Here is a 13,582-nt window from a genome sequence, read left to right as displayed (position 1 = left end):
TGCTAGGGAAGGTGCGAATAAGCGGGGAAATTCTTCTCGGCTGACTCAGTCATTTCATTTCTTCATGTTTGAGCCGATTTTTTCTCCCGTAAATGCCTTGAATCAGCCTATTTAGACCGTTTCTTCGCCATTTAAGGTGTTATCCCCAGTTTTTAGTGAGATCTCTCCCACTGACGTATCATTTGGTCCGCCCGAAACAGGTTGGCCAGCGTGAATAACATCGCCAGTTGGTTATCGTTTTTCAGCAACCCCTTGTATCTGGCTTTCACGAAGCCGAACTGTCGCTTGATGATGCGAAATGGGTGCTCCACCTTGGCCCGGATGCTGGCTTTCATGTATTCGATGTTGATGGCCGTTTTGTTCTTGCGTGGATGCTGTTTCAAGGTTCTTACCTTGCCGGGGCGCTCGGCGATCAGCCAGTCCACATCCACCTCGGCCAGCTCCTCGCGCTGTGGCGCCCCTTGGTAGCCGGCATCGGCTGAGACAAATTGCTCCTCTCCATGCAGCAGATTACCCAGCTGATTGAGGTCATGCTCGTTGGCCGCGGTGGTGACTAGGCTGTGGGTCAGGCCACTCTTGGCATCGACACCAATGTGGGCCTTCATGCCAAAGTGCCACTGATTGCCTTTCTTGGTCTGATGCATCTCCGGATCGCGTTGCTGCTCTTTGTTCTTGGTCGAGCTGGGTGCCTCAATGATGGTGGCATCGACCAAGGTGCCTTGAGTCATCATGACGCCTGCTTCGGCCAGCCAGCGATTGATGGTCTTGAACAATTGGCGGGCCAGTTGATGCTGCTCCAGCAGGTGGCGGAAATTCATGATGGTGGTGCGGTCCGGCAAGGCGCTATCCAGGGATAACCGGGCAAACAGACGCATGGAGGCGATTTCGTACAGAGCATCTTCCATCGCGCCATCGCTCAGGTTGTACCAATGCTGCATGCAGTGAATGCGTAGCATGGTTTCCAGCGGATAAGGTCGCCGGCCATTACCAGCCTTGGGGTAAAACGGCTCGATGACTTCCACCATGTTTTGCCATGGCAGAATCTGCTCCATGCGGGACAAGAAAATCTCTTTTCTGGTCTGACGGCGCTTACTGCTGAATTCACTGTCGGCGAAGGTAAGTTGATGACTCATGATGAACCCTGTTCCATGGCTCCAGATGACAAACATGATCTCATATCAGGGACTTGTTCGCACCTTCCCTAGTTTATGAACCCTCGATATCTCGACGTGTAGGTAACGAATGGGAAAGCATCTTCTCTCCAGGAGCATTTCCTTCCAGCCGCTTTTTGAAATCTGAAGAGTGCCTACGCTGGGATAAAGTAGACTGGCAGTCAGGGGAGTATGATGTGGTATTACAATCGAGAAATCATAATACTATTGTTCGATATGCGACTCGCTTTATTCTCAGTGTAAATTCCAGAGGCGAATTATCGCTGGCAAGAATAGAATAGGAGCGTTTTCAAATGTTGATGTTTTTAAGAAAGTGTCAACCTTTGGATATTAATTTAACTCCGTTTTTATTTAAATGGGTATGCTTATTTGTGAGCGTTTTTGTAAAAATCAAAGGGAATGAATATGGCTAGCCAATCATTAGTTAATCCGGGATATTGTATTGTTCAGCAACCCGGAACCCTGGATTTCCAGACAAGGTTTTTATTCAACGATCCAAATAGTGATGCTGCACGTTATTTCATGCAGGTTAATAGTGATGTGCAGTGGTCAAAACCTGGGCAGATGTTGATTCTTGGTGCACCAGGAAGTAATAATTCTGTGCAGCTTAAGCAATTACAGCTCGCTAAAAAGAAAGTCAACGGTGCTCTGGCCGATCTTAACTCTGGTGAAGCGAATTTCTTTAATCAACATTTTAGTACCATAGCTGCAGTCACTAATTTTATGGATAAGTCCCTTGGTGTCGTTGCTGATGCAGGTGAAAAATATTTTAGTGAAATAGAAAAAAAACTTAAATCCATTGAATTGGCTTACCAGAATCAGTACAGAGCACAAGGGACATTGATAAGCCAACAGTTTTTTGTTGAACGTCAGCGCCTCTTTTCTGAGTTGGATGGTTTATTAAACAAATTGTCCCGACTGACCTTAAAGATGAAACCCTATAACGAATTGAAGCATGCATTAGGCTTGTCAAGCAGATCCATTGTACATGAATGGAGTACAGCCGGGGTCGCCTCTATTCGTGGTTATTCAACTTATATCGATAATGCCTCTAAGGCCGCTCGTTTTCTTAAAGCGGGAGGGTGGCTTGCAATAGGTTTTGCAGGTGCAAATACCACTAATGAAGTTTACAATGCCTGCACCGTAGGACGAGAGCAGAGTTGCTCTAAAGTCGCTGTGAAAAAATACAGCAGCTTTGGTGCAAGCCTGGCAGGGGGTATTTACGGTGGTAAATACGGAGCAATGGCAGGTGCTGGTGTATGCGTTGCGCTTGGTGTTGCGACGGGGGGTGTAGGACTGCTCGCCTGCTCCATTGTCGGGGCTGCTGCAGGAGGATACGTTGGTGGCGAGATAGCGGGCGGAGCGACTGAGTATATGATGGATAAAATATGGTGAATATAGAGAATTTATCATTATTTCTTATCGTGGTTTTATTGCTGGTTGTTGTAATTATGGATTTGTTCAGTTCTCGTTATTTCAAAAAGCACGAGGCTGATTATAATCAGTTACTTTCAGACTATCGGCGCAAGGGATATGATCTGGATCTTGTAACCGACTATGCTTCTTTTTTTGGTTCGCTGGCCAATTATCAAAAAATAATCTGGTTTGTTCGCCTTTATAAAGGCGTTAAAATGAAATTTACGCGTGAAAGGCTTGTTCAGGAAGATGCTTATAAATATGTACAGTCGTTACCTGAAGAAAGAATTGGTTGGATACTAAAGTTACATCGCCGCTATAAGTTACAGGCGTTAATATTCACTCTATGGCTCATTGTTGGATTATATTTTATCATCTTCATTAAATAGTTTTGATATTCAATTTCTCAAACGCCGCCGTTCTCGCTCCGAGAGCGGCAGCGTTTGAGCGCTAATCATACCAGCAGGAATACGCCATGCGATTCACGATTATTTCTACGAAACCCGGTCATCAGCCGCCGCAAAGCAGCTGTGATTTTTACGCCCCGGGCGGCACCATTGGGCGCGGTACGGATAACAATCTGGTATTGCCGGATAATGACCGCACCATCTCTCGTCTGCAGGCCATTGTTCACGTGGACGCCCAGGGCGAATGCCGCGTGACCAACCGTGGCAGCGTCACCCGCGTGGTATTAAATGACATTCCGCTGGAGCGAGGGCGTCAGGTTGAGCTGCAGGATGGCGACATTCTCGGTATTGATGACTACCGCATCGAAGTGACCGAACTGATCCACGATACCCAGCCCGTAAGCCGTATGGCGGCCAGCATGCATCAGCAGGCGCGTCCGGCAGCCGCGTCCGCGCCCGCTGCGCAACCGAAGCCGGCGAGCGCCGCACCGCGCGGGAAAGCCGAACCGACCGCCGTGCCAACGGAAATCTGGGATAGCCTGATGCAGGAGTTCTCCATCTCCGACAGCATCTCCAGCAACCGTACAAAACCGCAGCCTGCTGCATCGCACGATCCGTTCTCCCAGCCTGCCGCCCCGGAGCGTAACGCTGAAGATCCGCTGGCGATGTTCAACGACAGCGATCCAAAGTTTGAGCGTAAGAATGTCGACCCGGACACGCTGTTCAGCGACGAAGCGTTGTTCAAAAAAGAGAGTATTTTTGACGACGTCACCCCGTCAACGCTGGTGCCGCCGGGCGAGACGACCCCCGCTAAGCCAGAAGACGAGGCGACGGACGAACTCGATCCGCTGGCCCTGTTTGGCGGTAAGGCCAGCGCGCCAGCCGCGCGTAATGACGACCCGCTCGGGCTGATGGGCGGCGCACCGTTAACCCATCCGGATGACATTCTTGCCGAAAAGCCTGCGCCAGTGCCGGAACCCGAGCAGGAAGAGGACGTGCTGGCCGATTCTCCGCTGTTCGCCCCTGAGCCGCAGGAAGAACCGCGTGCTGAAGAAGAGCCCGCGCGACCGGATTACGCAGGCTTCACCATGCCTACGCCACAGGCCGTTGCGCGCAGCAGCGCTCAGGCCCCGAAGGGCCGACTGCGCATCGACCCGGTCAATAACGCCTCCGCCCCAACCGCCACGGCGAACAGCGGTGAGAAGGGCGAAGTGCTGCAGGGCGAGCTGCTGGAGGCGCTGCTGGAAGGCATGGGGCTGAGCGAAATGCAGCCCGTCCCGCAGTTTGACCGTGAAAACATGCGTCAGCTGGGGCAGATCCTCGGCATGTTCTCTCAGGGAACCGTGGCGCTGCTCTCCTCGCGCTCCATCCTCAAGCGTGGCGTGAAGGCCGATATGACCATGGTGCTGGACGATGCCAACAACCCGTTCAAGCTGTTGCCGACCGGCAAAACCGTGCTGATCCAGATGTTCGGCACCCCAATGCCGGGCTTTATGCCGCCGACCAAATCCGTGCGCGACGCGCTGATCGATCTGCAGGCGCACCAGCTGGGCATGATCTCCGGTATCCGCGCCATCATTGCCGCGATGCTGCAGTCCTTTAACCCTGAGCAGCTGGAAGAGCAGGCGAAGCAGAACGGAATGACCTCTCGTCTGGCGCTGCCGGGCAGCCGCAAAGCCGCCCTGTGGGACTATTTTGTTCGCAGCTATGGCGAGACGGCTGGCGAGATTGAGGATGACTTCCACACCCTGTTCGGCGAAGCCTTCCTTCATGCGTACGACATGGAGGTGAATCAGTACAAAGACTCACAGAGCGGATCGGAAGACAAATGAATATCGCAACGGCTTCTCTCTCCCGCCAGGGGACGCGCGCCAGCAACCAGGACCAGACGGGAGAAACCATAGGGGAACGTTCGGCCTGCTTTGTCGTCTGCGACGGCATCGCGGGCCTGCCGGGCGGTGAGGTGGCTGCAGAGCTGGCCCGCAACAGCATTATCTCCCGCTTCGATGGCGACAAGCATCTTAACGCGCAGCATATCCGCGACTACGTGCAGACGGCGAACCGCACGATCCTCAGCGAACAGCAGGCCGTGCAGGACTATCGCCGGATGGGCACGACGCTGGTCAGCCTGTTCATTGACCGCGATTACGGGTTGGCCTACTGGGCGCACGCCGGAGACAGCCGCCTGTATCTGTTTCGCCGGGGATGGCTGTGGCACGTGACCACCGACCACAGCCTGGTGCAGCAGATGAAAGACGCCGGGCACCAGACCGACGATCTCAACAGCAACCTGCTGTACCTCGCGCTGGGGATTGAAAACGGCGGGCCGGAAGCGAGCTACAGCGACGTGGTGCAGGTGGAAGACGGCGATGCATTCTTACTCTGCACCGACGGGTTCTGGCACGGCGTTAGCGAAGAGCAAATGAAGCAGTCGCTGCATATGGTCAATACGCCGCAGGAGTGGCTGACCTTAATGAACCAAATCATTCAAAAGAATGGCGAACAGGAGGGGAATGCTCAGGATAACTATACTGCCCTGGCGGTATGGATGGGCAACCCTCAGGACACCACTTTGCTGCACACCCTCTCTGACGCAGCACAATTTCTTCCCTGCGGAACTGATTAGACACACAAGGAACGATATGAAACTTTGGCTATCGGGTTTGGCACTTCTGGCGGTCACCTCCACCGCGCAGGCTGAGAATTTCCGCATCGTGCAGTCTCCTGCGCAGAAGCTGGATATCTGGATCGACAACATCAAAGACAACACGCCGCAGAGCTGGTGTAAACCTGAGGTGGCGCTGCGCATTGTGGCGAACGGCAAGAAAGACGTCTCCGTGCTGGAGAGCTTTGTGCCGCGTCTTGGCTCCCTGCTGGAACACCAGTGCAGCAAAGTGAATAAGCTTAGCTGGACGCTCAACGATCCGGCGGGTACCACGCTGGCGCAGGGTACGGCAGGCAAAGCGCAGGACTGGGCGCTGGTGGTGAAACAGGAGCAGGCCGCGCCTGCTGCGACCGTCACCGCAACCCCAGCCAGCGGCGCGTTGTTGCCGCCGGACCAGAACGTGGCTTCCCGCACGGTTGCCGCTGACCGCACGCCGTGGCAGGAATTTACCCTGCAGGACGGCTGCCACCTGCGCACCTTCTGGGAAGGTGGCGCTTCCGCTCCGGCGCTCTTTATTCCGGATTCTGACACCACCCGCTGCGGTAACGGCAGCTGGCTTAGCGGGCACACCGTAGTTTCGCAGTCCCGCAATGGCGGACAGAAAGAGATGGCGGTGACGTACATCCATGGCTTCCCGGTGACGGGTCTGAATCAAAGCGCCGATCCTGAAAACGCGCTGATCACCTCCGTCAACAAAGAGCGCATGGTGTTCAGCACCCCAGACAGCGACCAGAGCTGGATGATCCTGCCTTACGATAACGCCCTGAACAGCTGGAAAAGCAACGGCACCGTAGCGGTGGAGATCTCCCGTGAAATCGCCAGCGATGATGCAAAACTGCAGGCGCGTATTGCGGCGGTGAAAAAAACCTGGAGCGCCTGGGTCGCACCCGGCACGCCGCTGAATATCGTGCTGATTGATACCCTGCGTCCTCAGCTGCGCGATCCGGCCGTCGGCGCATGGCGCGCGGCGAATTAAGGAGTGGCTATGAATACGCTCTATCAACACCTGGCGGGCGAGCCGCTCAGCGATGCGCTGGCGCGCCTTGAAGCTGAAATCAAAGCCCGTCCGGCGGATGCCGACCTCCGCGCCGCTTTCGTGCAGTTTTTAACCCTCAGCGGCAACTGGACGCGCGCGCTGACCCAGCTGAAAAGCTGGCTGGCGCTGAAGCCTCAGGCGAAGCCCACCGTCACGCTGCTGGAGCAATCCATTCAGGGCGAACTGCAGCGCGCGCAGGTGATGGCGGGAGAGGCGCGTCCGGCCATGCCTGAAACCCAGTGGCCGTGGCTGACGACCCTGGCCTCGGCGCTAAGCGAGGAGGGCGAGCGCGCCCGGGCGCTGCGTCTGGACGCCCTCGATCGGGCTGAGGCCACTGCCGGCCAGATTATCCTCGAAAACGAGGAGACGCAGGCTTTCGAGTGGCTGATGGACGGCGATGCCCGTCTCGGCCCGGTCTGCGAAACCATCGTGAACGGCCGTTATTTCTGGCTGCCGTTCAGCGCCATTGCGGAGATCCGTTTCCAGGCGCCCGCCAGCGTGACCGATCTGGTCTGGCGTCACACGCTGGTGCGCCTGACCGACGGTACGGAGCAGGTATGTCAGATCCCGGCGCGTTACCCGTTTGCTGCCGATGCCACCGATGCGGTCAAGCTGGGCCGCACCACCGAATGGCTGCAGCTCGACGAAGACGGCACCCTTTACGAAGGCCGGGGCCAGAAGGCCTGGCTGAGCGAGCAAAGCGAATACCCGCTGCTGTCCTTAAGCCTCGTGACGTTTGCGACGGATGGAGCCGATGAGTAATCCCGCTGGCGAAGGCGATCTGCTGCGCAGCGGCTGGCAAGCCCGCAGCAGGCAGGAGAAGGTGGGGGCGCGCGACAAAATGCAGCCCTCGCTGCTGGATCGCCTCACCGATAACGACCCGGAAAAAAAACGCGAGTCGGCCAACAGCAATCTGATCACCCACGCCGCCCTGCGTCGCAACGTCCTGCGCGATCTGCAGTGGTTGTTTAACACCATCAACCACGATGCCTCCGGCGATTTGAGCGCCTTGCCGCACGTGAAGCGCTCGGTGGTCAACTTCGGCGTCGCACCGCTGGCCGGGAAAAGGATGTCGGATATTGAATGGCACGACATTCAGCGCAAGCTCACCGAGGCCATCATCAATTTTGAGCCGCGCATTTTGCCGCAGGGGCTGCAGGTCCGCTGCGTGTCGGATACCTCCTCGCTGGATCTGCACAACGTGCTCTCCATCGAGATCAAAGGGCGTTTGTGGTGTGTGCCGTACCCGCTGGAGTTTCTGTTTCGTACCGATGTCGATCTGGAAAACGGCCATTTTGAACTGAAAGATGCGGGGTAATCATGGAAAGTAAACTGCTCGAATATTACAACCGCGAGCTGGCCTACCTGCGAGAAATGGGGGCCGAGTTTGCCGAACGCTACCCAAAAGTCGCCGGACGGCTGGGCATGCGCGGCATCGAAGTGGCGGACCCGTATACCGAACGTCTGATGGAGGGCTTCGCCTTCCTGACCTCCCGCGTGCAGATGAAAATGGACGCGGAGTTTCCGCGCTTCTCCCAGCGTCTGCTGGAGATGATTGCGCCTAACTATCTCGCGCCCACGCCGTCGATGGCGATCGCGGAGATTGAGCCGGACAGCAGCCGGGGCGACCTGAGCAAGGGCTTCATTGTGCCGCGCGGTACCATGATGGACAGCCTGGCGCTGAAAAAAACCGGCGTGACCTGCAGCTATACCACGGCGCACGAGGTCAACCTGCTGCCGCTGAAAATCGACAAGGTCGAGCTGGGCGGCGTGCCCGCCGATCTGCCGCTGGCGCAGCTGGGGCTGAGCCAGCGGGGGATCGGCAGCGCCTTGCGGATCCGCATCGCCTGCGACGGCCCGCAAAACCTCGGGCACCTGGATTTCGACCGTCTGGAATTTTTCCTCGGTGGTCCGGACATTGAAGCGCTGAAGCTGCTGGAGCTGGTGATGGAGCACCACGCCGGGATCGTCTGTCAGACGGTCAGCCCGCAGCCGCAGCGACAGCTGCTGACGTCTGACGCGCTGCGCCAGGAGGGCTTTGAGCCTGACCAGGCCCTGCTTCCTGACGATCTGCGCAACTTTGACGGCTACCGCCTGCTGCAGGAGTATTTCGCGTTTCCGGCCCGCTTCCGCTTCATCAGCCTGAGCGGCCTGAGCACGCTTATCGAACGCTGTGAAGGCGAAAAAGCCTTCGACATCTTCATTCTGCTGGATAAGTCGGATGAACAGCTGGAGCGCGTGGTCGATGCCAGCCATCTGGCGCTGCACTGTACGCCGGTCATCAACCTGTTCCCAAAGGTCGCGGCGCGTCAGAAGCTGAATGAAGGCCAGCATGAATACCATCTGGTGGTCGATAACATTCGTCCGCTGGATTATGAAATTTACGCGGTCAAAAAAATCTATGGCAGCGCGGACGGCCAGCGCGATGACCAGACGTTTCGTCCATTCTGGAGCACCTGGAGCGGTGATGCGGGCAACTACGGGGCCTATTTTTCCCTGCGCCGCGAACAGCGCGTGCTGTCCGAGCACGCCCTGCGCTACGGCACCCGTACCGGCTATATCGGCTCGGAGGTGTTTGTTTCGCTGGTGGATGAACAGCACGCCCCGTGGCAGGAAAACCTGCGCTATATCTCTGCCGAGGTGCTCTGCACCAGCCGCGACCTGCCGCTGATGCTGCAGCAGGAGCTCGGGCAGTTCATTATGGCCGACTCCATGCCGGTGAAATCCCTCACCCTGCGCAAAGGCCCGACGCCGCCGCGCCCGGCGCTGGCGGAAGGGTTCAGCACCTGGCGGCTCATCAGCCAGCTGCAGATGAACTACCTCAGCCTGATGGACAGCGAAAACGAAGACGGCGCGGCCGCGCTGCGCCAGCTGTTAGGGCTGTACGCCAACCTGGCAGAAACGCCCGTTGCGCGCCAGGTGGAGGGGGTACGCCACTGCGTGCTGGAGCCGGTTCACCGCCGCGTGCCTGAACCCGGCCCGGTCGTTTTCGCCCGCGGGATCGGCATCACCCTGACTGTCGATGAGCGAGCCTTTTCCGGCGCCAGTCCGTGGCTCTTTGGCAGCGTGATGGAACGTCTCTTTGCCCGTCTGGTGTCCATCAACAGCTTTACGGAGTTCACCCTGAAGAGTCAGCAGCGCGGCGAGATTGGCTACTGGGCGCCGCGCATGGGTAAAAGGGCGCTGATATGAGTGACGCTGCCACCGCACCGCTGCGCGTGCATCGCCTGACCCGGCTGCCGGATGCGTTCTGGCACGGGGTCCGCGAGACGCCCTGGCGCTACGATCTGTTTCAGCTGTTAAGGCGCATTGATGCCCAGGGCGGCGAGCGCTACCCGCTGGGACGCGCGCCGCTGCCGAAATTTGAGCCGCTGCGCATCGGCCAGCAGCCGTCGATGAGTTTTGCACCGTCGACGCTGGCTCAGGTACGCCAGCGGGAGGAAAGCGGGCTGCACGAGGTGTCTATCCTCAGCTTCGGCCTGTTTGGCCCGAACGGCCCGCTGCCTGTCCACATGACCGAATACGCCCGCGAGCGTATTTATCATCATCAGGACACCAGCCTCAGCGCGTTTGCCGACCTGTTCCATCACCGCCTTGCGCTGCTGTTTTATCGCGCCTGGGCGGATGCGCAACCGGCCGTCTCTCTGGACCGCGCCGACAACAGGCGCTTTGAGGGGTACCTGGCGTCGCTGATTGGCATGGGCCAGCCGGGGCAGATGAACAAAGGCAGCCTGAGCTCGCATGCTCGCTTTACCCACGCCGGACACCTGACCCGTCACGGGCGGGATCCGGAGGGGCTGGAGAAGATCCTGCGCAACTATTTTAAAGCGCCGGTTAAGCTGGTGAGCAACGTGCCGCAGTGGATGCCGCTTTCCGCGCGCGAGCAGGCGCAGCTTGGCGCAGGACGCCGCATGCCGCGCATGGGGGAATCCGCCTTTCTCGGCGTCGCCGTCCGCGACGTGCAGCACAAGTTTCGCATCGAAATTGGCCCGCTGAGCGCGGAGGAGTACAACCGCTTTCTGCCGGGAGAAGCGTGGGTCGCCGAACTGCGCGACTGGGTGCGTCAGTACGCCGGGGTGGAGTTTGAATGGGAAACGCGGGTGATCCTGCGTGAAGACGCGGTGCAGGGTACCACGCTCGGCAGCAATGGGCGATTAGGCTATAACACCTGGCTGGGCCTTCAGCCGCAGCCTGTCCCGCGTGGCGATCTGGTGTATTGCGCAGAGCGATAATTTTTCTAACGCATTGTTATCAATGGAACCGAACATGTCAGAAATTAGCCGTGCCGTGCTTTTCGGCAAACTGGATACGCTGTTATTTACCTCTCTGGAAAGCGCCACTGCGTTCTGCAAGCTGCGCGGCAATCTGTACGTTGAGCTGGTGCACTGGCTGCATCAGCTGATGCAGCAGCAGGATGGCGATCTGCAGCAGGTCATCCACCACTTTGCCCTTGATGAACAGCAGCTGACGCGCGATATCGTGGCCGCGCTGGATGTCCTTCCGCGCGGGGCGAGTTCCGTTTCCGATCTTTCTGAACATATCGACAGCGCCGTGGAGCGCGCCTGGGTCTTCGGCTCGCTGAAGTTTGGCGTCAGCCGTATTCGCGGCGGCCATTTGCTGATCGGCATGCTTAAAACCTGGAACCTGGCCAACGTGCTGAAAAGCATTTCGTCGCAGTTCACCCGCCTTAACGTCGAGGTGCTGATTGAGCAGTTCGACGCCATCTGCGCCAACAGCAAAGAGACGCAGCAGGCCGCTGCCGCCGCAGACGCACCGGCGGGTGCGGTACCGGCTGCGCAGGGGACGCTGGCCCAGTACGGCCAGGACCTGACCGCCCGCGCCCGCGACGGGAAGATTGACCCGGTTGTCGGGCGCGACGAGGAGATCCGCCAGATGGTGGATATCCTGATGCGTCGCCGCCAGAACAACCCGCTGCTGACCGGAGAAGCCGGGGTCGGGAAAACGGCGGTGGTGGAAGGGCTGGCGCTGCGTATCGCCGACGGCGACGTTCCGGAGCCGCTGCAAAATATTCAGCTGTGGCTGCTGGATATCGGCATGCTGCAGGCTGGGGCAGGCATGAAAGGCGAGTTCGAGGCCCGGCTGCAGGCGCTCATTAATGAAGTCCAGTCCAGCGCCACGCCAATCATTCTGTTTATCGATGAGATCCACACCCTGATTGGCGCAGGCGGCCAGCAGGGGACCGGCGATGCGGCGAACCTGCTGAAGCCCGCGCTGGCGCGCGGACAGCTGCGCACCATCGGCGCTACCACCTGGGCGGAATACAAAAAGTACATCGAGAAAGACCCGGCGCTGACCCGTCGTTTCCAGACGGTGCAGGTGCACGAGCCGGACGAAGCGAAAGCCATTCTGATGCTGCGCAGCACCGTGTCGCCGCTGGAGACGCACCACCAGGTGCTGCTGCTCGACGAAGCGGTCAGCGCGGCGGTGAAGCTGTCGCATCGTTACATCCCGGCGCGTCAGCTGCCGGATAAGGCCGTTGCGCTGCTCGACACCGCCTGCGCCCGCGTCGCGGTCAGCCAGAGCGCGCCGCCTGCGCAGCTGGAAGACTGCCTGCGCCACCTTGCCGCGCTGGACGTGGAAATTGAGATTGCTGAACGCGAAGCGCGCGTGGGAGCCGGTGAAGCCGAGCGCGTCACGGCATTGCGCGCCGAGCGCGACGCGTATGAAACCAAACGTGAAGCCCTGTCCCGGCGCTGGGAAGAAGAGCGCAGCCTGGTGCAGGAGATTATCCGCCTGCGCGCGGCGCTGTTCGCGGCGGGCGATGAAGATACCGCCGAGCTGCGCGGCCAGCTGGCGGAACAGCAGCAGGCGCTGAACGCCCTGCAGGGCGATGAGCCGCTGCTGTTTGCGGCGGTGGATGAAAACGTGGTCGCCGCGGTGGTCTCTGACTGGACCGGGATCCCGCTGGGCCGGATGGTGAAAAACGAGATCGACGCGGTGCTCAACCTCGCCGACACGCTGAACCAGCGCGTTATCGGCCAGCGTCACGGTCTGGATCTCATTGCCCGCCGCGTGAAAACCTCGCGGGCGAAGCTCGACGATCCCAACAAACCGGTGGGCGTCTTTATGCTGTGCGGCCCGTCCGGGGTCGGTAAAACCGAAACCGCGCTGGCGCTCGCGGAATCCCTGTACGGGGGCGAGCAGAACGTTATCACCATCAACATGAGTGAGTTCCAGGAAGCCCACACCGTTTCCACCTTAAAAGGTGCGCCTCCGGGGTACGTAGGGTATGGTGAAGGCGGCGTGTTAACCGAGGCCGTGCGCCGCCGCCCGTACAGCGTGGTGCTGCTGGACGAAATTGAAAAAGCGCACCCGGACGTTCACGAAATCTTCTTCCAGGTCTTTGATAAGGGCTGGATGGAAGACGGCGAGGGGCGCCACATTGATTTCCGTAACACCATCATTATTCTGACGTCTAACGTCGGTACCGACCTGATTAGCGCCATGTGCGCCGATCCGGAGCTGATGCCGGAGCCTGATGCGTTAAGCGGCGCCCTGCGCCAGCCGCTGCTGGAGGTATTCCCGCCGGCGCTGCTGGGCCGCCTGCTGGTGGTGCCGTACTACCCGCTCAGCGACGAGATGCTGGGGCAGATTGTTCGCCTGCAGCTCAAGCGCATTCAGCGTCGTCTGGAAGAGAATCACAGCATTATTTCTGAGTTTGACGACAGCGTGGTGGAACAGATTGTTCAGCGCTGTACCGAGGTGGAGTCCGGGGGCCGCATGGTGGATGCTATTCTGACCAATACCTTGCTGCCTCAGATGAGCCAGATCTTACTTACCGCCAGCCGCAGCGACGAGCAGTACCGACGTCTGCACGTCACCTGCGAGCAGGGCGAGTTTCACTGTCAGTTTGCCGCGTAATAAT

11 protein-coding genes are annotated in these 13,582 nt (G+C 58.5%); 10 read left to right on the top strand and 1 reads right to left on the bottom strand.

Annotated features, from left to right (window positions below; translation table 11 throughout):
* Window positions 1-152: 152 nt before the first annotated feature.
* Window positions 153-1,133: an IS5-like element IS5 family transposase gene (locus ACJ69_RS08630; protein WP_000019402.1), complete on the bottom strand. Its 981-nt coding sequence runs from the start codon at window positions 1,131-1,133 to the stop codon at window positions 153-155.
* Window positions 1,134-1,577: 444 nt separating this feature from the next.
* On the opposite strand from ACJ69_RS08630, the gene ACJ69_RS08625 reads away from it, so the two are divergent.
* The 10 genes from ACJ69_RS08625 to tssH all read left to right on the top strand — a co-directional run bounded on the left by ACJ69_RS08625 (window position 1,578) and on the right by tssH (window position 13,578).
* On the top strand, window positions 1,578-2,567 hold the full coding sequence (locus tag ACJ69_RS08625; RefSeq protein WP_059346898.1) for a hypothetical protein: 990 nt from the start codon (window positions 1,578-1,580) through the stop codon (window positions 2,565-2,567).
* On the top strand, window positions 2,561-2,977 hold the full coding sequence (locus ACJ69_RS08620; protein ID WP_081051425.1) for a hypothetical protein: 417 nt from the start codon (window positions 2,561-2,563) through the stop codon (window positions 2,975-2,977). The genes ACJ69_RS08625 and ACJ69_RS08620 overlap by 7 nt, the downstream gene beginning before the upstream one ends.
* A gap of 86 nt (window positions 2,978-3,063) precedes the next feature.
* Entirely contained in the window at window positions 3,064-4,827 is a 1,764-nt protein-coding gene (tagH, locus tag ACJ69_RS08615) for a type VI secretion system-associated FHA domain protein TagH (RefSeq protein WP_059346897.1), read from the top strand.
* On the top strand, window positions 4,824-5,621 hold the full coding sequence (locus tag ACJ69_RS08610; protein WP_023336024.1) for a PP2C family protein-serine/threonine phosphatase: 798 nt from the start codon (window positions 4,824-4,826) through the stop codon (window positions 5,619-5,621). The genes tagH and ACJ69_RS08610 overlap by 4 nt, the downstream gene beginning before the upstream one ends.
* Before the next feature lie 16 nt (window positions 5,622-5,637).
* Window positions 5,638-6,636: a hypothetical protein gene (locus ACJ69_RS08605; protein ID WP_047647488.1), complete on the top strand. Its 999-nt coding sequence runs from the start codon at window positions 5,638-5,640 to the stop codon at window positions 6,634-6,636.
* A gap of 9 nt (window positions 6,637-6,645) precedes the next feature.
* Complete coding sequence (locus ACJ69_RS08600; RefSeq protein ID WP_059346896.1) at window positions 6,646-7,458, top strand: type VI secretion system accessory protein TagJ; 813 nt, start codon at window positions 6,646-6,648, stop codon at window positions 7,456-7,458.
* Window positions 7,451-8,014 carry a type VI secretion system baseplate subunit TssE gene (gene tssE / locus ACJ69_RS08595; RefSeq protein ID WP_023312148.1) on the top strand — a complete coding sequence of 188 codons (564 nt, stop codon included), beginning with the start codon at window positions 7,451-7,453 and terminating at the stop codon, window positions 8,012-8,014. The genes ACJ69_RS08600 and tssE overlap by 8 nt, the downstream gene beginning before the upstream one ends.
* Before the next feature lie 2 nt (window positions 8,015-8,016).
* A complete protein-coding gene (tssF, locus tag ACJ69_RS08590; protein WP_032642282.1) occupies window positions 8,017-9,888 on the top strand; it encodes a type VI secretion system baseplate subunit TssF in 1,872 nt (623 codons plus the stop codon).
* Window positions 9,885-10,928 (top strand): type VI secretion system baseplate subunit TssG, encoded by a 1,044-nt coding sequence (gene tssG / locus ACJ69_RS08585; protein WP_047647491.1) that lies wholly within the window; start codon window positions 9,885-9,887, stop codon window positions 10,926-10,928. The genes tssF and tssG overlap by 4 nt, the downstream gene beginning before the upstream one ends.
* Before the next feature lie 34 nt (window positions 10,929-10,962).
* A complete protein-coding gene (tssH, locus tag ACJ69_RS08580) occupies window positions 10,963-13,578 on the top strand; it encodes a type VI secretion system ATPase TssH (protein ID WP_059346895.1) in 2,616 nt (871 codons plus the stop codon).
* Window positions 13,579-13,582 lie beyond the last annotated feature (4 nt).

This window comes from Enterobacter asburiae (genome assembly GCF_001521715.1).
GTDB lineage: Bacteria > Pseudomonadota > Gammaproteobacteria > Enterobacterales > Enterobacteriaceae > Enterobacter > Enterobacter asburiae.
Note: the sequence above shows the minus strand (reverse complement) of the source record. Positions and strands in the feature narration are given on the sequence as shown.